This window comes from Pseudomonas sp. LAMO17WK12:I10 (genome assembly GCF_900215185.1).
Taxonomy (GTDB): domain Bacteria; phylum Pseudomonadota; class Gammaproteobacteria; order Pseudomonadales; family Pseudomonadaceae; genus Aquipseudomonas; species Aquipseudomonas chlororaphis.
Genome location: NZ_OBDX01000030.1, coordinates 14931 through 34348, shown reverse-complemented (window position 1 = coordinate 34348; position 19418 = coordinate 14931). Strand labels below are relative to the sequence as shown.

The following is a 19418-nucleotide window of genomic DNA, read 5'->3' as shown; positions in this document are numbered from 1 at the left end:
CGGGGCAGCGTTGACCCGATCGGTAGATTGAAACGATCGGCGTCAGACGTATCGTCCTCAAACCTTTGGGAGGTTGGCGCTTCCCGATCCAGCGAGTGGCGCCAGGCATCGAGGTGCCTTCGCACCTCGACCCCGGTGGGTTACATACGGGCCACAGCCTCAATCTCGACCAGATAGCCATGGTGCAGTTCTGGCACCGGCACTACGGCGCGCGCTGGACGATGGCTGCCCAACATTTCGCAATAGATCTCGTCGAAGGCTGGCCAATGCTTTATGCCCGCCACATACACAGTGACCTTGACCAAGTCAGAGGCAGTGCGGCCTGCGGCATTGAGAATCGCCAACAGATTGCTGAGGGCTATGTGTGCTTGTTCGGTGAACGAAGCTTCGATGTTGTGAGTGCCATCGGGACTGACGGGAAGCTGACCCGAAATGTACAGCGAGTCTTGATGAATGACCGCTTGCGAGTAATGGCCGGCAGGAGGGGAAGCGGTATCGGTGCTTACAATTTTCATGAGTAACCTTATATAGAGGGGAGCCGATGCGGTAGGCCATGCAACCCATCCGCTCCCGGTGTTCGATTGAATGGCGGTGCCATGGGTTTTTGTAAGGGGCGGTTAAACGGCTTGCAGGCTTTTCTCGGTATCGTTTGCTGTCTCGATCGGGTCCTCATTGCCGTGTCGCCCGATGACAGCGGTAGCGACGCCGCAGCCAAAGACGTTGGTGGCGGTGCGCCCCATGTCCAGGACTGGATCAACGGCGAGGATGAGCAGCAGGCCCGCTTCCGGAAGGCCGATCATCGGCAGACCCGCAGCCAGGACGACCAGCGAGCCACGCGCCACCCCCGCAGTTCCTTTACTGATAACCAGCAGCGTCAACAGCACCATGATCTGGTGGGAGAACGTCATTTCGATGTTGTACGCCTGGGCGATGAACATCACGATGAAGGATTGGTACATCATCGAGCCGTCCAGGTTGAATGAGTAACCTAGCGGCAGGACGAAGCTGCTCACGCGCTTGTTGGCGCCGAATATGTCCAGGGCGGCAATGGTTTTCGGGTACGCGGCCTCGCTGCTAGCCGTGGAGAACGCGATCAGCAGCGGTTCACGCATGTGCTTGAACAGGTCCTTGATACGGGGCCCGAGGGCCAGATAGCCGGCAAGCGTGATCAGCGTCCAGAGTAGCGCCAAGCCGAGGAAATACTGTCCCACCATCTTGCCAAAGGTCACGACCATACCCAGGCCATGCACGGTGATAGTGGCGGCGATGGCTGCAAAAACGGCCAGAGGAGCCACATACATCACGTAGTCAGTGACCCTGAACATGACATTGGCCAGCTCTTCGAGGATATCCACGATGAACTGGCCTTTGCCCTTGACGAACGCCAGTGCGGATCCGAAGAACAGGGAAAACACAACGATCTGCAGCACTTCGTTGCTACCCATTGCCTCAATGATGCTTCGAGGGAATACATGGGTGAGAAAGAGCGGCAGGCTAAAGGCGGAAGTGTTCAGGCCGCTATTCACTGCGTCACCGCTAACCGCCAGGTTCAGACCCGTTCCAGGCTGGAAAAAGTTGGCAAGAAGCAAGCCAATGGACAGTGATACCAGGGAAGCGATCATGAACCAGGTAATGGCTTTGAAGCCAACGCGGCCCATCGAACCGTTTCCCGACATGCTGGCCACGCCGGTAACCAGCGTGGCCAGCACCAGGGGTGCGATGACCATTTTGATCAGGCGTAAAAACACGTCAGTGACCAGGTTCAGGTACCCGGCAACTTCTTTGGCGGCGGTAGTATCGAGTTGACTATGAAGGATGCCCCCCAGGACGACGCCGGAAATCATCGCAATGACAATTGCTTTAACGAGAAGACGGCTTTTCATGTGCACCTCTTTTTTATTGTGGCTATATCTATAGCCATGTTATCGGGCTGAATATGTTCATCGAATTTCGGCAAGACGATGCCGTCAGGCGCTGTTGAACGCCTGATGTTCTTCAATGGATAAAGCGCGCTGTCTTAAAGCTGGAGAAACTTTCCAAACTTGTCGATATCAATGTTGCCGCCGGTAATGATGATGCCGACGCGTTTGCCTTGAAGTTCATTCCTTAACTTTCTTGCGGCGGCAAGCCCCAGGCATCCGGTGGGTTCAACCACGGTTTTCATGCGCTGGGCAAAGAACTTCATTGCACAAATAAGCTCTTCGTCGGTAACGGTGACAATCCGGTCAACGCCATTCAGGATAATGGGGAAAGTGTAATTTCCAAGGTGCTGGGTTTGCGCCCCATCAGCGATGGTGTCGGGGGTATCGATGTGAACAATTTCACCTGAATTGAACGATTGTTGGCCGTCATTACCGGCTTCAGGCTCGACCCCGATCAAGGTACAGCCGGGTGACAGTGCGCGTGTTGCAAGGGTTGTTCCAGACAGCATTCCTCCACCCCCCAGGCCCACAAACAACGCATCCAGTTGGCCCACGTTTTCGAACAGTTCCTTGGCGGCGGTTCCCTGACCGCAAAGCACGTCCGGATGATCGTAGGAGGGGATCAACGTCATACCGTGCCTGGCGGCCAGGGCTTTGCCGATAGCCTCGCGGTCTTCGGTGTAACGGTCATAGAAGACCACCTCGGCGCCATAGCCTTTGGTCGCCGCGACCTTGGCGGCAGGCGCATCAGTGGGCATGACAATAGTGGCCGGAATTTTCAACAGGGATGCTGCTAATGCAATGCCTTGCGCGTGATTTCCAGAGGAGAACGCCACAACACCGCCTCGGCGTTGCGCTTCGCTGAATTTAGCGAGGGAGTTGTATGCCCCCCTGAATTTGAAAGAGCCGGTACGTTGGTAGTTTTCACATTTGAAAAAAACCTTGGCACCGATTTCATCATCGATCGTGCGCGAGGTCAGAACTGGCGTAGCGTTCGCTACTCCCTCAAGTCGCGTCGAGGCATCGACTACATCTTGATAAGTGGGCAGAGTGATTTGCATAACAAAATGTCCTCAAAGAATTACCACGGCCAAGAAATATCCTGGCCAATACCTTCGATATTGGCTTGCTTGAACAGCAGTTGAGCACCTGTCAGGTCTTGTAGCGCTAACCCCGTCATAACGAAAAGAGTGATGTCGTTCGCCCTGCGGATGAGTTCGACTTGCCCTGTCAGCAGGTCACCCATTTCCGCTTGCGTGGCTGGCACTCTAAAGGGTTAAGACAAATTATCCAGTTCTGGACTATTTGTAAAGTTCTGCTGCAAACCGTCTGTCATCGCGACAGGTCCGCCCAGGCACCCTCAGCCGCAGAGCGTCCCGCTGAACACCTGCACCACATTGCCGGCCAGCCGCACCTTGCCCTGGCCATTCCAACTGACGGTGACGGGGCCGCCGTCGCACAGCACCCGGACCGGGCTGTCCAGCAGGCCGCGGCGGATGCCGTTGACCGCCGCGCCACAGGAGCATGAGCCGGAGCCCAGAGGGATGGCGCCGTTGCGTTCCCAGATACGCAGGCGAATGGTCTGGCGGTCGATGACCTGGACGAAATGCACATTGGTTTTCTGCGGGAACAGCGGATGCGCCTCGATCCGCGGGCCGAGTGTGGCCACATCGATGGCTTGCACATCCTCGACGAAAAATGTGCAGTGCGGGTTGCCCATGCTGCACGCCGCCGGCTCGCCGGGCAGGGGCAGGGCCAGGCTGTCGAGGGCCGTCGCCAGCGGAATGTCCTGCCAGGCAAATTGCGCCACGCCCATCTCCACCGCTACCGACTGATCGTCCAGGCGCGTGCAATGCTGGATGCCACGCACGGTTTTCACCCGCACCGAGTCTGCGCCGCTTTCGCGCATCAGCAGGTCGGCCGCGCCGCGGGTGGCGCTGCCGCAGGTGCCCAGGCTGGAACCATCGGCATTCCAGAAAGTCAGTTGCGCCGCCGTCTCGGAGCAATCGCCGAGCACCACCAGTTGATTGAAACCCACGCCGCGATGGCGATCGCCCAGGGCCCTGGCCAGCTCGCTGGTGATCGGGTTGTCGCGCCCGCGGGCATCGACCAGCATGAAGTCGTCGCCATTGGCATGCAGCTTCTGAAAAGGCAGGGGCATGGAGGTCTCCGCGGCTGGAGCGCAAGGGGAGGTCGATTCTAGAGGGGCAGGGGCGGCGATGGTAAGCGCGACGTCGCAAGAAATGATCTGTAGGAGCCAGCTTGCTGGCGATACGGGTACAGCGGCCAGCCAGGCACACCGCTATCGCGAGCACGCTCGCTCCTACAAAGACGCCTCAGGTTCCGGCAAACTGCCGGGCAACCCGGAACAACTCTGGATCGTCCGCCACTCGGGCGGACATGGGACAAGCTCACGCAATGGCAAGGTCACTGAATGGATAGTTACGCCCCGCGCAACTGGCAACCCCACGAAAAGCCCAGCTTGCCCGGCTCCCCCTCGACGCCGCTGCACCCCACCCACAAGCGCCTGGCCTATGCCCTGGTCGGTTTGCTGGTGGCGATCACCGGCGGCCTCGGCAACTCGCTGGTGATCGCCAACCTGCCTTACTTGCAAGGGGCGCTGGGCGCGACCACCGCAGAAATGGCCTGGTTGCCGGCCGCCTACGTGATGACCAACGTGTCGATGAACCTGCTGCTGGTGAAGTTTCGCCAGCAGTTCGGCCTGCGCGCCTTTACCGAGGTGTTCCTGGTGCTCTATGCGCTGGTGACCTTCGGCCACCTGTTCGTCAACGACCTGAGTTCGGCCATCGCCGTGCGCGCGGCCCACGGCATGGTCGGCGCGGCCCTGAGTTCCCTGGGCCTGTACTACATGGTCCAGGCATTCCCGGCCAAGTGGCGGATGAAAGCCCTGGTGCTCGGGCTGGGCGCCTCGCAACTGGCCTTGCCCCTGGCCCGGCTGTTTTCCGAAGACCTGCTGCAGATCGCCGAATGGCGCGGCCTGTACCTGTTCGAACTGGGGCTGGCGCTGGCGTCCCTGGGCTGCGTGTTCCTGCTCAAGCTGCCGCCCGGCGACCGTTTCCGCACCTTCGAGAAACTCGACTTCCTGACCTTCGCCATCCTCGCCAGCGGCGTCGCGCTGCTCTGCGCGGTGCTGTCCCTGGGGCGTATCGACTGGTGGCTGGAGGCGCCGTGGATCGGCTACGCGAGCGCCGGTTCGATCGTGCTGATTCTCGCCGGCCTGGCCATTGAACATAACCGCAGCAACCCGATGCTGATGACCCGCTGGCTGGGCAGCGGGGCGATGATCCGCCTGGCCCTGGCGGTGATCCTGATCCGCATGGTGCTGTCCGAGCAGTCCACCGGCGCCGTGGGTTTTCTCCAGGCGCTGAACATGAGCAGCCAGCAGATGCGCCTGCTGTACGGGGTGATGCTGCTGGGCAGCATCGCGGGCCTGGCCACCAGTGCCCTGACCATCAACCCGGCGCACCTGCTGATGCCGCTGGTCATCTCCCTGGCGCTGATGGCCGTGGGCTCGGTGATGGACAGCTTCTCCAGTAACCTCACGCGCCCGGCCAACATGTATTTCAGCCAGTTCCTGCTGGCCTTCGGCGGCACCTTCTTTCTTGGCCCGACCATGGTCCTGGGCACGCGCAACGTGCTGACCAACCCGCGCAACCTGGTGAGCTTCTCGGTGCTGTTCGGCATCTGCCAGAACCTCGGCGGGCTGATCGGCTCGGCGCTGCTGGGGACCTTCCAGATCGTCCGCGAGAAATACCATTCCAGCCATATCGTCGAGCAACTGGTGCTGATGGATCCACGGGTGTTGGGCCGGGTGCAGAGCGGCGGGGTGGCCGTCGGCCGGGTCATCGCCGACCCGCAGGCGCGCGAGCTGCAAGGCATCCGCAGCCTGGCCAGCGCCGCCACCCGCGAAGCCAACGTGCTGGCCTACAACGATGTGTTCATGCTGATCGCGGTGATTGCCGTGCTGACCATGATCTGGATCTTCATTCGCAGCCTGTGGCTGATGAGCACGACCAAGGCGGTCGCGCCAGCGTCCCCAGCCCCGACTCCCGTCCAACCCAGCGGTGCCATTTCTTCATGACCGAACCGACCATCACCACCACCAACGCCATTGCCTCGACCCCGGAAGGCAGCACGCCGCCCTCGATGCCGATCACCGAGCCGCGTTCGCTGCGGGTGCGGATCATCTCGTCCCTGGGGTTCGCCGCGATCGCCATCACCGGTGTATTGATCGTGCTCTATGCCTGGCAGCTGCCGCCGTTCAGCAGCCCCATCGAAAGCACCGAGAACGCCCTGGTGCGCGGCCAGGTGACGATCATCGGGCCGCAGCTCAGCGGTTATGTGTTCGAGGTGCCGGTGCAGGACTTCCAGTTCGTCAAGGCCGGCGACCTGCTGGTGCGCCTCGACGACCGTATCTACAAGCAGCGCCTGGAGCAGTCCCTGGCCCAACTGGCGGCGCAGAAGGCGGCGCTGGCCAATGTGGTGCAGCAACGCAACAGCGCCGAAGCCACCATCAAGCTGCGCCAGGCGGCGCTGGCCGACAGCCAGGCCCAGGCGCGCAAGAGCGCCGCCGACCTGCGCCGTAACCAGGAACTGATCGCCGACGGCTCGGTGTCCCAACGGGACCTCGACGTGACCCGCGCCGCCAACGCCCAGACCCTTGCCGCGGTGGCCCAGGCCCAGGCGCAGCTGGACATCGCCCGCCAGGACCTGCAGACGGTGATCGTCAATCGCGGCTCGCTGGAGGCCGCGGTGGCCAATGCCGAGGCGGCGGTGCAACTGGCGCGGATCGACCTGTCCAACACCCGGGTCACCGCGCCGCGCGACGGCCAGCTGGGGCAGATCGGCGTGCGCCTGGGGGCCTACGTCAATTCCGGGGCGCAGCTGATGGCGCTGGTGCCGAACCAGCTCTGGGTGATCGCCAACATGAAGGAAACCCAGATGGACAACATCCGCGTCGGCCAGCCCGCAAGCTTCACCGTCGATGCGCTCGACCACCGCAAATTCCACGGCCATGTGCAGCGCATTTCGCCGGCCACCGGTTCGGAGTTCGCCTTGTTGCAGGCCGACAACGCCACCGGCAACTTCGTCAAGATCGCCCAGCGGATACCGGTGCGCATCACCGTCGACCCCGACCAGGCAGAAAGCGAGCGCCTGCGCCCGGGGATGTCGGTGGTGGTGAGTATCGATACGGCGGCGGAGCCCAAGGACCCCATCGAATAACCCGTAGCTTCTGTAGCCGCTGCCGAGCCCTGGCGAGGCTGCGATCGGCTTGGGTGGCACTCCGACCCAGCAGACGCCAAACCAGGCACCGAGCAGAGTCAGTTACACCACGCCGCCAGGTCTACGGGGCTGCGCCCCGATCGCAGCCCGCGGCAGCGGCTACAGGGCTTAAGCGGTGAGAGGCGGCAGGGTGCCGAGTAGCGACACGGCCGCCACCGCGGCGATGCCCAGCAGCCATTCCAGCAGCACGCTACGGCGCAGGGTGCCCAGGTGCTGCTGGCAGTCCTCGATCCGCAGGCGGTTGAACAGGGCCAGGGCGAACATGCCGCACACCAGCAGCACCTTGATCAGCAGGATCAGGGCAAAGCCGGACAGCAGCGGTGTCGGCCACAGCTGGCCGGTCAGCACTCGTACATTGATCAGACCCGTGACCAGCAACCCACCTACCAGCCCGTAACCCACGCCGCTGAAACGCCGCAGCAGCGGGCCCAGCGGCAGGCCGTCCGGCTGGCGCAGAAGCATCAGCAGCACCAGCAAACCGCCCAGCCACAGGCTGACGCAGCCCAGGTGGACGATCTGGTTGAGGATCAGCAACTGGCCGCTGAGGCCATCGAGCATGGCGCCGTGGCCCACAGGGGCGAGGGTGGCCAGCAGCAGGGCGGCGAGGGTCAGCCGTAGCGCCAGCGGCTCACCCAGGCGGGTCAACAGCAAAACCACCAGCGCGCCATTGAGCAGCAGATGCCAGGTCCATACCTGGCCGAAAAAAGTCTTGCCCAATACCAGTCGCAAGGTCGCCGGGTCCAGGGCCGCGGCGCCGCTGCCAGCCATGCTGGCGGTGATCAGCAGCAACCAGCAGATGCCGGTGGCCAGGGCGATTCCGGCCAGCCAGCGGCCGAGTCGCGTCAGGCGGCGATCCAAGGCGGCAACGGGCTCGCGCCCCAACAGCAGGGGCCTGAACACCCAGGCCCCGAACAGCAGCAGGACTGCCGCGAAATGCACGAAGCGGCAGAGCACCAACAGGGTCGACATCGGTTACTGGCCGACCTTGAAGCTGTAGCTGCCTTCGCTCTTGTGGGTGTCCACCGACACCGCGTGCCATTCGACCTTGTAGGCGCCCGCCGCCAGCGGCGCCGCCGGGGTCACGACCAGGGTCTTCTTGTCCGCGCCTTCGGTGGCCAGGGCCTTGACGGCGACCGCCGCGCCATCCTTGCTCAGGCTGACTTTAGTGAAGGCCGCCTCGACGCCTTCGGAGAACACCAGGCGCAACTCGCTCGGCGCGCTCACCGTGCTGTCGGCGGCCGGAACCTGGCTTTGCAGGTGGGCGTGGGCGAAGGCCGAGGAGGCGGCGACGAGAGAGGCCAGCAGGGTGCTGGTGGTCAGCAGTTTTTTCAGCATGGGAAATACCTGTTCAATGAGTGTCGGGTAGTCGATGCGCCGATGAGTATAAGGACCGCGGCTGGGTCGCTGGATGAAACATCGGCGCGGTTTTCAAGCGCTTTTCAGGCGCATGTGGATGATCGGGAACGGCCGGCCCTGGCCGTCGGTTGCCGAACGGCCGATGTCTTCGAAACCGTAGTGCCGATAAAAACCATGGGCCTGGGGGTTCTGTTCGTTGACGTCGACGCTGAGCCGCGGATGCCGGCTGCGCACATGGTCGAGCAGTTGCCGGCCGACGCCCTGGCCACGGCGGGCCGGTTCGATAAACAGCATTTCCACCTTGTCGCCGGCGGTGGCGATAAAACCGGCCGGGCTACCGTCGGCATCCTCCAGCAACCAGGCTTCGAGGGCCGGCAGGTAGGTGTCGCGCACCAGGGGGTAGAGCAGCTGGATGTCGTCTTCGGCGATAAAGTCGTGGGTGGCCCGTACCGAGCGTTCCCACAGGGCGGCGAGCCGCGGATCGTCCGCGGCCCGGCGTTTGCGAATGTTCATGGATAAGCTCCATAGCGGCGTTGCAGGATGGCCGAAACGCTTTGGGTTCGGCGGCGAAAGTCCTGCCTGCATGTCCGTGTCGCGAATCAACGCCTGGACGGAACACTTCAGGTGCCCGGGAATAAGGCGGGAGGGATCCTAACCAATCGGTTTTGCCGGGGAAAGCCGGGCGCAGGAAGTTTCGTTTTTGTACGAAGGCCGATGGTAGTCTTGCAGCAGACTGTTTTCAGGGAGCCCTTATGGGCAATCACAAGATCGAGATCCGTCGCAGCAACGTCGAAAAAATCCTCCTGGCGGCGGAAAAGGTGTTCGCCGAAAAAGGCTTCAGCGGCACGGCCATGGCCGATATCGCCGCCGAGGTGCAATTGCCGCGCTCCAACCTGCATTACTACTTCAGCACCAAGAGCGAGCTGTACAGCGCGGTGCTGCTGGAGCTGCTGGAACTGTGGAAGCAGGACGCGCTGTGCTTTGAGATGTTCGACGATCCGCGGGTGGTGCTCAGCAGTTATATCCGCGCCAAGATGAACCATTCGCGCAGCCGGCCTTACGGCTCGAAAGTCTGGGCCAACGAAATCATCCACGGCGCGCCGACCCTGGGCGAGGCGCTGGACGCCAGCCTGTACGACTGGGCGAAGATGAAGGAAGCGAAGATCCGCCAGTGGGTCGAAGACCAGCGCATCCTGCCGGTGGAACCCTCGAGCCTGCTGTACATGATCTGGGCCTCGACCCAGCACTACGCCGACTTCGACCACCAGATCATGATCATCAACGAGCATCAGCCGCTGTCGGACATGCAGTTCGAAAAGGCCGTGCAGACGGTGACCAGCGTGATCCTGCGCGGGATCGGGCTGGAGCCCTGAGCGCCGGCGTGTAGCCGCTGCCGAGCGCAGCGAGGCTGCGAACGGTCGCGAAGCGGCCGCAACCCGGATAACGCGCAAGACCTGACACACCGCGGATTCAGGTTTTGCGGCAACTGTGTTGCCGATCGCAGCCTCGCGGGCTCGGCAGCGGCTACAGGCAGGCGTCAACGTTTACGTCCATCGCGAGCTTGCTCGCGATGGACGTCAGTCCAGCCAATGCTATTTCCCCGGCGAACCTCACACCGCCTCGCGATACGGATTGCGTGGATCGTGCTGCCAGTCGAGGAACGGCTTGCCGGTGTCCTGGGGCACCATCTCGATGCAGTCCTGCACCGGGCAGGTGATCTGGCACAGGTTGCAGCCCACGCATTCGGCGTCGATCACTTGGTATTTATGCGTGCCGTCGGCCTGCTTGAGGCTGGCGATGGCCTGGTGCGAGGTGTCTTCGCAGGCGATATGGCAGCGGCCGCAGCCGATGCAGGCGTCCTGGTCGATCTTGGCGATCACCTGGTAGTTGATATCCAGGTACTTCCAGTCGGTGGTGTTGCCCACCGCGCGCCCGGAGAAGTCCTGCAGGCTGTGATAACCCTGGCTGTCCATCCACCGCGACAGGCCGTCCTTCATCTCCTCGACAATGCGGAAACCATGCAGCATCGCGGCCGTGCACACCTGCACCGCGCCGCAACCCAGGGCGACGAATTCCGCGGCATCGCGCCAGGTGCCGATGCCGCCGATACCGCAGATCGGCAGGCCGTGGGTCTGCGGGTCACGGGCGATCTCGGCGACCATGTTCAGCGCGATTGGCTTGACCGCCGAACCGCAGTAGCCGCCGTGGGTGCTCTGGCTGCCGACCATCGGGTTGGCCACCATGTGCTCAAGGTCCACGCTGGTGATCGAGTTGATGGTGTTGATCAGCGACACCGCGTCGGCGCCGCCGCGATGGGCCGCGCGGGCGGCCATGCGGATATCGGTGATGTTCGGCGTCAGCTTGACGATCACCGGCAGCGAGCAATAAGTCTTGCACCAGCGGGTGACCTGTTCCACGTACTCCGGTACCTGGCCGACCGCCGCGCCCATGCCGCGTTCCGGCATGCCGTGGGGGCAGCCGAAGTTCAGTTCGATGCCGTCGGCGCCGGTGGCTTCCACCAGCGGCAGGATGTTTTTCCACGATTCCTCGACGCAAGGCACCATCAGCGACACGATCAGCGCGCGGTCCGGCCAGTCCTTCTTGACCTGGGTGATTTCCCTGAGGTTGATTTCCAGGGAACGGTCGGTGATCAGTTCGATATTGTTGATGCCCAGTACTTCGCGGTTGGCGCCGAAGTGCGCCGAGTAGCGTGACGACACGTTGACCGCCGCCGGGTCCTCGCCCAGGGTTTTCCAGACCACGCCACCCCAGCCGGCCTCGAAGGCGCGGACCACGTTGTAGGCCTTGTCGGTCGGCGGCGCGGAGGCCAGCCAGAACGGGTTGGGGGCTTTGATACCGGCGAACACAATCGACAGATCGGCCATTTACGCAGCCTCCACGTTGAGCATGAGTTGGGCATGCATGGCCTCGGCGGCCCGCTTGCCGTGTTGCACCGCCTGGACGGTGAGGTCCTGGCCGAGGCTGACGCAGTCGCCGCCGGCATACACCCCGGGGATGCTGGTGCGCAGCTGTTCGTCGACTTCGATGCGCTCGCCGGCGCGCTTGAGCTCCTGAGCCAGTGGGTCGCCCAGCGGGTCGCTCAGCGCAGCACCGTCGAACGCCTGGCCGATGGCCTTGAAGATCGCGTCGGCAGCCAGCTCGAAAGTCTCCCCGGTGGTTTGCAGGCGGCCCTCCACCAACCGGGTGCGGGCGAAGCGCATGCCGCGCACCTGGCCCTGGGCGTCGAGCAGCACCTCTTCGGGCGCGGCCCAGGTCAGCAGGCGCACCTGATTGGCCTTGGCGATGTCCTGTTCATGGCGAGTCGCGCCCATGTCCTCGATGCCGCGGCGGTACACCAGGTTGACATCGCGGGCGCCGAGGCGGGCCATCTGCACCGCCATGTCGATCGCGGTATTGCCGGCGCCGAGGACGATGCAGCGGTCGGCCAGGGGCAGTCGGGTGAGGTCGTCGGCCTGGCGCAGTTCGCGGATGTAGTCGGTGGCGGCCAGCAGGCCGGGGGCGTCCTCATGGGGCAGGCCCAGCTGTTTGCTGGCGGCCAGGCCGAGGCCGAGGAACACCGCGTCGAATTGCTGGTGCAGCTCGGTGAGGCTCAGGTTGTCGCCGAGTCTGTGCCCGTGGCGGATTTCGATGCCGCCGATCTGCAGCAGGAAATCCAGCTCCTTCTGGGCGAAGTCGTCCACCAGCTTGTACTTGGCGATCCCGTATTCGTTGAGGCCGCCGGCTTTTTCCCGGGCCTCGAAAATCACCACCTCATGCCCGTGCATGGCGCAGCGGTGGGCGCACGACAGCCCCGCCGGCCCGGCGCCGACCACGGCGATGCGCTTGCCGCTGGCGGCGGCGCGCTGGAACGGGTGCTGGCTGAAGTGCGCGTTGTCCACCGCGTAACGCTGCAACAGGCCGATCAGCACTGGCGCGCATTCCTGGGCGTTGTTACGCACGCAGGCCTGCTGGCACAGGATCTCCGTCGGGCATACCCGGGCGCAGCTGCCGCCGAGGATATTGGCCGAGAGAATCTTCTGCGCCGCGCCCTGGACGTTGTCGGTGTGGATATGGCGGATGAACGAGGGAATGTCGATCTCGCTGGGACAGGCGTTGACGCACGGCGCGTCGTAGCAATACAGGCAGCGCGAGGCTTCCAGGTGCGCCTGGCGGTCGTTGAGCGGTGGCGCCAGGTCGCTGAAGTGGCCGGCGAGGGTGGCGCCATCCTCCTGGGGATGGGGCAAGTGGTTCAGGGTCTTGATCACGGTTCAGGCCTCACGGTTTTTTGTCGATTGCCTCTGACGGGCATTGTTTTCACAACGGAGCTGTAGCCGCTGCCGTAAGCCGGCCCCGGCTTCTACGATCCTGTAGCCGCTGCCGAGCGCAGCGAGGCTGCGATCGGCAACGCAGTTGCCGCAAAACCTGAATTCGCGGTGTGTCAGGTTTTGCGTGTTATCCGGGTTGCGGCCGCTTCGCGACCGATCGCAGCCTCGCTGCGCTCGGCAGCGGCTACGGGGATCGCGGGTCGCCGGGTTCAGCGTTTGACGGCGGTCGGTTTATGCAACTCGGCGCGCTTGCTCAGCAGGTCGAACACCGCCGGGTAGGCCGGGCGCTCGATGTAGCGGCCGGCACCGCGTTCGGCGCGCAGGTCGCCGTCGGCCCAGACCAGCTTGCCCTGGCTGATGGTGTGGCTGGGCACGCCGCGCACGGTCTTGCCTTCGAAGATGTTGAAGTCCACCTGCTGGTGGTGGGTCGCAGCGGAGATGGTGCGGCTGCCTTGCGGATCCCAGAGCACCAGGTCGGCATCGGCGCCGACGCGGATCGCGCCCTTGCGCGGGTAGAGGTTGAAGATCTTCGCCGCGTTGGTGGAGGTCAGGGCGACGAAGTCCTGCATCGACAGGCGACCGCTGTTCACCCCTTCATCCCAGAGCACGGCCATGCGGTCTTCGATGCCGGCGGTGCCGTTGGGGATCTTGCTGAAATCGTCGCGGCCGGCGGCTTTCTGTTCGGCGCAGAAACAGCAGTGGTCGGTGGCGGTGGTGTGCAGGTTGCCCGATTGCAGGCCGTGCCACAGCGCGTCCTGATGGCCGCGAGGGCGGAAGGGCGGGCTCATCACGTAGCCGGCGGCGGTCTGCCAGTCCGGGTGGCGGTACACGCTGTCGTCCAGCAGCAGGTGCCCGGCCAGCACTTCGCCGTACACCGGCTGGCCCTTGCCGCGGGCGTAGGTGATTTCGTCCAGGGCCTCCTGGGTCGAGACATGCACCAGATACAGCGGCGTGCCCAGGGTTTCGGCAATGCGGATCGCCCGGCTGGCGGCTTCGCCTTCGACTTGGGAAGGGCGCGACAGCGGGTGCGCTTCCGGCCCGGTGATGCCCTGGGCCAGCAGCTTGCGTTGCAGGTGATAGACCAGCTCGCCGTTCTCCGCGTGCACCGTCGGCACCGCGCCGAGTTCCAGGCAACGCTCGAAGCTCGCCACCAGGGTGTCGTCGGCGGCCATGATCGCGTTCTTGTAGGCCATGAAATGCTTGAAGCTGTTGATCCCGTGCTGGTTCACCAGCTCGGCCATCTCCTCGCGCACCTGCTCGCTCCACCAAGTGATGGCGACGTGGAAGCCATAGTCCGAAGCTGACTTCTCGGCCCAGCCGCGCCACTGGTGAAAGGCTTCCAGCAGGGACTGCTGCGGGTTGGGAATCACGAAATCGATGATCGAGGTGGTGCCACCGGCCAGGCCCGCCGCGGTGCCGCTGAAGAAGTCTTCGCTGGCCACGGTGCCCATGAAGGGCAGTTGCATATGGGTGTGGGGATCGATGCCGCCGGGCATCAGGTATTGGCCACTGCCATCGAGCACTTCGCAGCTGGTATCCAGATGGTTATCCAGATTCTGGCCGATGGCCTTGATCACGCCGTCGGCGCACAACACATCGGCTTTATAACTTTCATCATGGGTAATAACGGTGGCGCCACGGATCAACAGAGACATTCCGAGTTCCTCGCAGGCATGACCGGCTTATGCCGGTTCTAGTGTTTTTGTAATACGCAGGCTGCGGAATGTTTATTCCTGTCAGCGGTGTCAGGAATAAAAACTAGCTGGTGTTCAATCAATCGACAAGATTATTTTTTATAAGCATATATCTAAGTTAAGTAATTGAAATATAACGACTTAAATCGTAAATCCGCAAAATGGTGCAGCCTTTCACCATTTTGACGCACTTGACAGGATCGAAATATGAGCAAGATTTCCTATGTGAAATCAGCCGCTTGAAGGAGGCCTGTGGCCCAGACAAAAGTTTGAAAAAAGTTTGCGTGCACCAGATTGAGTCCTGACCTGATGGGCAACTTGCCCGGCATTCGGCCTGAGTGAACCGGCAAGTTATCCAGGGCAGGAAGTTGTTCAGAATAAAACTGAAGAAACATCAGTTGTTTACATGGATTTTACCGACTGTGGAGCACCGTCGACGGGCAAGCCGGCACGCTTATTGAGTGCCGCCGTCGACAGGATGGCCGGTCGGTAAAAGTCGTCAGTTCTCCGGCCATCGCCGGGCTGGCAGCACGTCTGCCAGCCCGTTTGATGAGCAAAAATAATCAGAAAAAAGTGGAGCGGCCATGCAACAGAACAGATCCCAAGTGACCGAGCGTGCTGGCCTGTACGAGCTGGACGCCGGCAGCGACGTGCTCGACAGCCCCCGTTACAACCACGATATCGCGCCGACCAAGGTCCATGAGCGCACCTGGAACAAATGGCACATCACCGCGCTGTGGGTCGGCATGTCGATCTGCGTGCCGACCTACACCCTGGGCGGTGTGCTCACCGCCTATTTCGGGCTGACGGTGGGCGAGGCGCTGCTGGCGATCCTGCTGGCCAATATCGTGGTGCTGGTCCCTTTGACCCTCAACGCCTTCGCCGGCACCAAGTACGGCATTCCATTCCCGGTGCTGCTGCGTTCGTCCTTCGGCGTCATCGGCTCCAACGTGCCGTGCCTGATCCGCGCCCTGGTGGCCTGCGGCTGGTTCGGCATCCAGACGATGTTCGGCGGCCTGGCGATCCACCTGTTCCTCGGCTCGATCTTCGAGGGCTGGAAGGCCCTGGGCGGCACCGGCGAGGTAATCGGCTTCATGCTCTTCTGGACCCTCAACCTGTGGGTGGTGCTGCGCGGCGCCGAGTCGATCAAGTGGCTGGAAACCCTGTCGGCGCCCCTGCTGGTATTGGTGGGGGCGGGGCTGCTGGTGTGGGCGCTGCCCAATGTGTCGCTGAGCGAGCTGCTGGCGCAACCGCCCAAGCGTCCGGAAGGCGCCAGCGTCTACAGCTACTTCTTCGCCGGGCTCACGGCGATGGTCGGGTTCTGGGCCACCCTGTCGCTGAATATCCCGGACTTCAGCCGCTACGCGAAAAGCCAGAAGGACCAGATCCTCGGGCAGATCTTCGGCCTGCCGCTGACCATGTTCCTGTTCGCCGCGCTCGGGGTGGTGATGACCGCCGCTTCGGTGAAACTGGTGGGCGTCACCGTCTCCGACCCGGTGAGCCTGATCGGCCATATCCAGAGCCCCGGCTGGGTGGCCCTGGCCATGGCGCTGATCATCATCGCCACGCTCTCGACCAACACCGCGGCGAACATCGTCTCGCCGACCAACGACTTCCAGAACATCGCACCGAAGCTGATCGGCCGCACCAAGGCGGTGATCCTCACCGGGCTCGTCGGCCTGGCGCTGATGGCCCATGAGCTGCTGAAAAAACTCGGCCTGCTGGTCTCGGACGTCAGCCTGGAGACCGTGTATTCCAACTGGCTGCTGGGTTACTCCAGCCTGCTGGGGCCCATCGCCGGGATCATGGTGGTGGATTATTTCATCATCAAGAAGCAGCGCCTGGACCTGGCCGGGCTGTACCGCGATGACGTCTACCCGGCGTGGAACGGCTACGGCTTTATCGCCTTTGGCGTGCCGGTGGCGCTGACCTTGCTGTCCCTGGGCAGCGATGCGTTCAGCTGGTTCTACAGCTACGGCTGGTTCACCGGCTCGGCCCTGGGCGGCTTGCTCTACTACGGCCTGTGCAGCATGGGCCGCCCGCAGAGCGTGAGCGTCAAGACGCCGGTATGACCCTTGAATGGCGTTATGGCGGCCGGCCAATCGCGAGCAAGCTCGCTCCTACAGGGAGCGTGTGGCTTTTTGCAGGAGCGAGCGTGCTCGCGAAAAAGTTCATCGCCCAGCGCCAGATTCCAGACGAGCGCCCCTCGTCAACGACAACCAGAAAAGCCTGAGGAGATCACCATGAACGCTGCCGTCGACGTTCTGCAATCCAGCCACCGGCACATCAACCGCGACCGCCTGTGGCAGTCGCTCATGGAGCTGGCGAGGCTCGGGGCCACGGTCAAGGGCGGGGTCTGTCGCCTGGCCCTGACCGACCTCGACCGTCAGGCCCGCGATCTGTTCGTGCAGTGGTGCGAGGCGGCCGGCTGCACGGTCACGGTGGATGGCATCGGCAATATCTTTGCCCGCCGCCCCGGGCGTAACCCGCAGTTGCCGCCGGTGATGACCGGCAGCCATATCGACACCCAGCCCACCGGCGGCAAGTTCGACGGTTGCTTCGGCGTGCTGGCCGGGCTCGAAGTGCTGCGTACCCTCAACGACCTCGGGGTGGAAACCGAGGCGCCGCTGGAAGTGGTGGTGTGGACCAACGAAGAAGGCTCGCGCTTCCCGCCGTGCATGATGGGCTCCGGGGTGTTCGCCGAGAAATTCACCCTCGAGGAAACCCTGGCCAAGACCGATGCCGAAGGCGTGAGCGTCGGCGAGGCGCTGAACGCCATCGGCTATGCCGGCAGCCGCCAGGTCAGCGGGCACGCGGTGGGGGCCTACTTCGAAGCCCATATCGAGCAGGGGCCGATCCTCGAGGACGAAAAGAAAATCATAGGCGTGGTGCTCGGTGCCCTCGGCCAGAAATGGTTCGACCTGAAGTTGCGCGGCGTCGAAGCCCACGCCGGCCCGACCCCGATGCACCTGCGCAAGGACGCCCTGGTCGGCGCGGCGGCGGTGGTGGCCGCGGTCAACCGCGCCGCCCTTGGCCATCAACCCCATGCCTGCGGCACCGTGGGTTGCCTGCAGGCTTATCCCGGTTCGCGCAACGTGATCCCCGGTGAGGTGCGCATGACCCTGGACTTCCGGCACCTGGAACCGGCGCGCCTGGACTCGATGATCGCCGAGGTGCGCCAGGTGATCGACAGCACCTGCCAAGAACATGGCCTGACCTTCGACATGCAGCCGACCGCGGACTTTCCACCGCTGTATTTCGACAAGATCTGTGTCGACGCGGTGCGCGATGCGGCGCAGGGGCTGGGCCTGTCCCATATGGACATCGTCAGCGGCGCCGGGCACGACGCGATCTTCGTCGCCGAGCTGGGGCCGGCGGGGATGATCTTCGTGCCTTGCGAAGGCGGCATCAGCCACAACGAAATCGAAAACGCCGACCCCGACGACCTCGCCGCCGGCTGCGCGGTGTTGCTGCGGGCGATGCTGGCGGCATCCCAGGCCGTCGCCCAAGGACAGCGGGTGGCCTGAGGACATGCGCCTGTAGCCGCTGCCGAGCCTGCGAGGCTGCGATAAGGCCGAAGGCCTTCAGCGGTCTAGAGATCCCCGCGCCCCCTGCGGGGTCGATCGCAGCCTCGCGGGCCCGGCAGCGGCTACAGGGCGATGGGTGATCGGCCAGCACATGCACCTCGGGCCTGCCAGCCGAACCTAAGCTAATGCTTAAAAAGTATTTATATTTGAATTCTTAGATCGATTAGCTTTTAGCGACTTTCCTGTCTCCCAGAAGGTCCGCCCCCATGCGCCTGCCCTTTGCTTTGCGTCGTAGCTTGTCGATCACCGCCCTGGCCGGTCTGGCGCTGGGCATGGCTCTCAATGCCCAGGCCGATAGTGATCTGCGCATCGGCTACCAGAAATCCTCGACCCTGCTGGCGGTGCTCAAGGCCCAGGGCACCCTGGAAAAACAACTGGCGGGGCAGGGCGTGAAGATCTCCTGGCATGAATTCACCAGCGGCCTGCCCCTGGCGGAATCGCTGAACGTGGGCAACGTCGATATCAGCGCCGACGTCGCCGACACGGTGCCGGTGTTCGCCCAGGCCGCTGGGGCCAAGCTGACCTATTTCGCCACGGAGACCCCATCGCCCGCCGCCCAGTCCATCGTCATTCCCAAGGACTCCACGCTCAAGTCCCTGGCCGACCTCAAGGGCAAGCGTGTCGCCGTGACCAAGGCCGCCGGCAGCCATTACCTGCTGATCGCCGCGTTGCGCGAAGTCGGCCTGGGTTTCGCCGATATCCAGCCGGTGTACCTGACCCCGGCCGACGGCCGCGCCGCCCTGGAAACCGCCAAGGTCGATGCCTGGGTCACCTGGGAACCCTTCGTCGCCAGCGCCCAGCGCCAGCAAGGCGCGCGGGTGCTGCACGACGGCCAGGGCCTGGCCAGCTACCGGCGTTATTACCTGGCCTCCAACGATTACGCCAAGGCCCACCCCGAGGTGCTGAACCAGGTGTTCGCCGAGCTGCAGAAGACCGGCACCTGGGTCAAGGCACACCCGACGGAGGCGGCAAAACTGCTCGGCCCGCTGTGGGGCAACCTGGACGTGAGCACAGTGGAGCTGGCCAACAGTCGTCGCACCTACAAGGTGGAAGCGGTGCAGCCGGACACCCTGGGCGAGCAGCAGAAAATCGCCGATGCCTTCTACCAGGAAAAACTCCTGCCCAAGCCGGTGGATGCCCGCGCGGTGCAGCTGTGGAGCCCCAAGCATTTGTAACTGAGCCTTGGCTCGCCTGTGTCGGCGAGCCCCTTCCCACGGGGTAGCCGGCTGA

The 19418-nt window shown here is 63.3% G+C and carries 17 protein-coding genes; 6 read left to right on the top strand and 11 right to left on the bottom strand.

Going from position 1 to position 19418, the window contains the following annotated elements; translation table 11 throughout:
- Positions 1-140 precede the first annotated feature (140 nt).
- The 5 genes from CRO75_RS26105 to dapF form a co-directional block, all read right to left on the bottom strand.
- Complete coding sequence (locus CRO75_RS26105) at positions 141-515, bottom strand: Rid family detoxifying hydrolase (protein WP_085531471.1); 375 nt, start codon at positions 513-515, stop codon at positions 141-143.
- 102 nt (positions 516-617) lie between these two features.
- Positions 618-1883 carry a dicarboxylate/amino acid:cation symporter gene (locus CRO75_RS26100; protein ID WP_097139176.1) on the bottom strand — a complete coding sequence of 422 codons (1266 nt, stop codon included), beginning with the start codon at positions 1881-1883 and terminating at the stop codon, positions 618-620.
- 134 nt (positions 1884-2017) lie between these two features.
- Positions 2018-2983 (bottom strand): threo-3-hydroxy-L-aspartate ammonia-lyase, encoded by a 966-nt coding sequence (locus CRO75_RS26095; RefSeq protein WP_097139173.1) that lies wholly within the window; start codon positions 2981-2983, stop codon positions 2018-2020.
- A 20-nt stretch (positions 2984-3003) separates the two neighbouring features.
- Positions 3004-3189, bottom strand: a complete 186-nt coding sequence (locus CRO75_RS32675; protein WP_256596237.1) for a hypothetical protein — start codon at positions 3187-3189, stop codon at positions 3004-3006.
- Positions 3190-3282: 93 nt separating this feature from the next.
- Positions 3283-4083, bottom strand: a complete 801-nt coding sequence (dapF, locus tag CRO75_RS26090; RefSeq protein ID WP_097139171.1) for a diaminopimelate epimerase — start codon at positions 4081-4083, stop codon at positions 3283-3285.
- A 273-nt stretch (positions 4084-4356) separates the two neighbouring features.
- On the opposite strand from dapF, the gene CRO75_RS26085 reads away from it, so the two are divergent.
- Together CRO75_RS26085 and CRO75_RS26080 are read left to right on the top strand one after the other, a co-directional pair.
- Positions 4357-6024, top strand: coding sequence for an MFS transporter (locus tag CRO75_RS26085; RefSeq protein WP_097139169.1), 1668 nt, complete (start codon positions 4357-4359; stop codon positions 6022-6024).
- Positions 6021-7166, top strand: a complete 1146-nt coding sequence (locus CRO75_RS26080; protein ID WP_097139168.1) for an HlyD family secretion protein — start codon at positions 6021-6023, stop codon at positions 7164-7166. The genes CRO75_RS26085 and CRO75_RS26080 overlap by 4 nt, the downstream gene beginning before the upstream one ends.
- A 168-nt stretch (positions 7167-7334) precedes the next feature.
- Here the strand turns inward: CRO75_RS26080 and copD are convergent, their stop codons facing one another.
- The 3 genes from copD to CRO75_RS26065 all read right to left on the bottom strand — a co-directional run bounded on the left by copD (position 7335) and on the right by CRO75_RS26065 (position 9095).
- A complete protein-coding gene (gene copD, locus CRO75_RS26075; protein WP_097139166.1) occupies positions 7335-8195 on the bottom strand; it encodes a copper homeostasis membrane protein CopD in 861 nt (286 codons plus the stop codon).
- A 3-nt stretch (positions 8196-8198) separates the two neighbouring features.
- A complete protein-coding gene (copC, locus tag CRO75_RS26070) occupies positions 8199-8561 on the bottom strand; it encodes a copper homeostasis periplasmic binding protein CopC (protein ID WP_097139164.1) in 363 nt (120 codons plus the stop codon).
- Positions 8562-8654: 93 nt separating this feature from the next.
- The gene (locus tag CRO75_RS26065; RefSeq protein ID WP_097139162.1) at positions 8655-9095 is read right to left on the bottom strand and encodes an acetyltransferase; all 441 of its coding nucleotides are present in this window, start codon (positions 9093-9095) and stop codon (positions 8655-8657) included.
- A gap of 239 nt (positions 9096-9334) precedes the next feature.
- Between CRO75_RS26065 and CRO75_RS26060 the strand changes: the two genes are divergently transcribed.
- Positions 9335-9955 (top strand): TetR/AcrR family transcriptional regulator, encoded by a 621-nt coding sequence (locus CRO75_RS26060; RefSeq protein ID WP_007922198.1) that lies wholly within the window; start codon positions 9335-9337, stop codon positions 9953-9955.
- A 237-nt stretch (positions 9956-10192) separates the two neighbouring features.
- Here the strand turns inward: CRO75_RS26060 and preA are convergent, their stop codons facing one another.
- From preA to hydA, 3 genes are all read right to left on the bottom strand, one after another.
- Entirely contained in the window at positions 10193-11467 is a 1275-nt protein-coding gene (gene preA, locus CRO75_RS26055; RefSeq protein WP_097139160.1) for an NAD-dependent dihydropyrimidine dehydrogenase subunit PreA, read from the bottom strand.
- A complete protein-coding gene (locus CRO75_RS26050) occupies positions 11468-12847 on the bottom strand; it encodes an NAD(P)-dependent oxidoreductase (protein WP_097139158.1) in 1380 nt (459 codons plus the stop codon).
- Between the two features lie 269 nt (positions 12848-13116).
- Positions 13117-14562 carry a dihydropyrimidinase gene (hydA, locus tag CRO75_RS26045; RefSeq protein ID WP_097139156.1) on the bottom strand — a complete coding sequence of 482 codons (1446 nt, stop codon included), beginning with the start codon at positions 14560-14562 and terminating at the stop codon, positions 13117-13119.
- 623 nt (positions 14563-15185) lie between these two features.
- On the opposite strand from hydA, the gene CRO75_RS26040 reads away from it, so the two are divergent.
- From CRO75_RS26040 to CRO75_RS26030, 3 genes are all read left to right on the top strand, one after another.
- Positions 15186-16673 carry an NCS1 family nucleobase:cation symporter-1 gene (locus CRO75_RS26040; protein ID WP_097139155.1) on the top strand — a complete coding sequence of 496 codons (1488 nt, stop codon included), beginning with the start codon at positions 15186-15188 and terminating at the stop codon, positions 16671-16673.
- A 171-nt stretch (positions 16674-16844) separates the two neighbouring features.
- Complete coding sequence (locus CRO75_RS26035) at positions 16845-18128, top strand: Zn-dependent hydrolase (RefSeq protein ID WP_097139153.1); 1284 nt, start codon at positions 16845-16847, stop codon at positions 18126-18128.
- Positions 18129-18394: 266 nt separating this feature from the next.
- Positions 18395-19363, top strand: coding sequence for an aliphatic sulfonate ABC transporter substrate-binding protein (locus CRO75_RS26030; RefSeq protein WP_097139151.1), 969 nt, complete (start codon positions 18395-18397; stop codon positions 19361-19363).
- The last annotated feature ends 55 nt before the right edge of the window (positions 19364-19418 follow it).

Coding starts and splice junctions, on each gene's coding strand:
- dapF (WP_097139171.1), bottom strand. CDS start 4,083: ATGCCCCTGCCTTTTCAGAAGCTGCATGCCAATGGCGACGACTTCATG.
- CRO75_RS26040 (WP_097139155.1), top strand. CDS start 15,186: ATGCAACAGAACAGATCCCAAGTGACCGAGCGTGCTGGCCTGTACGAG.
- CRO75_RS26085 (WP_097139169.1), top strand. CDS start 4,357: ATGGATAGTTACGCCCCGCGCAACTGGCAACCCCACGAAAAGCCCAGC.
- CRO75_RS26035 (WP_097139153.1), top strand. CDS start 16,845: ATGAACGCTGCCGTCGACGTTCTGCAATCCAGCCACCGGCACATCAAC.
- CRO75_RS26065 (WP_097139162.1), bottom strand. CDS start 9,095: ATGAACATTCGCAAACGCCGGGCCGCGGACGATCCGCGGCTCGCCGCC.
- CRO75_RS26030 (WP_097139151.1), top strand. CDS start 18,395: ATGCGCCTGCCCTTTGCTTTGCGTCGTAGCTTGTCGATCACCGCCCTG.
- copD (WP_097139166.1), bottom strand. CDS start 8,195: ATGTCGACCCTGTTGGTGCTCTGCCGCTTCGTGCATTTCGCGGCAGTC.
- copC (WP_097139164.1), bottom strand. CDS start 8,561: ATGCTGAAAAAACTGCTGACCACCAGCACCCTGCTGGCCTCTCTCGTC.
- CRO75_RS26080 (WP_097139168.1), top strand. CDS start 6,021: ATGACCGAACCGACCATCACCACCACCAACGCCATTGCCTCGACCCCG.
- preA (WP_097139160.1), bottom strand. CDS start 11,467: ATGGCCGATCTGTCGATTGTGTTCGCCGGTATCAAAGCCCCCAACCCG.
- CRO75_RS26095 (WP_097139173.1), bottom strand. CDS start 2,983: ATGCAAATCACTCTGCCCACTTATCAAGATGTAGTCGATGCCTCGACG.
- CRO75_RS26100 (WP_097139176.1), bottom strand. CDS start 1,883: ATGAAAAGCCGTCTTCTCGTTAAAGCAATTGTCATTGCGATGATTTCC.
- CRO75_RS26105 (WP_085531471.1), bottom strand. CDS start 515: ATGAAAATTGTAAGCACCGATACCGCTTCCCCTCCTGCCGGCCATTAC.
- CRO75_RS26060 (WP_007922198.1), top strand. CDS start 9,335: ATGGGCAATCACAAGATCGAGATCCGTCGCAGCAACGTCGAAAAAATC.
- hydA (WP_097139156.1), bottom strand. CDS start 14,562: ATGTCTCTGTTGATCCGTGGCGCCACCGTTATTACCCATGATGAAAGT.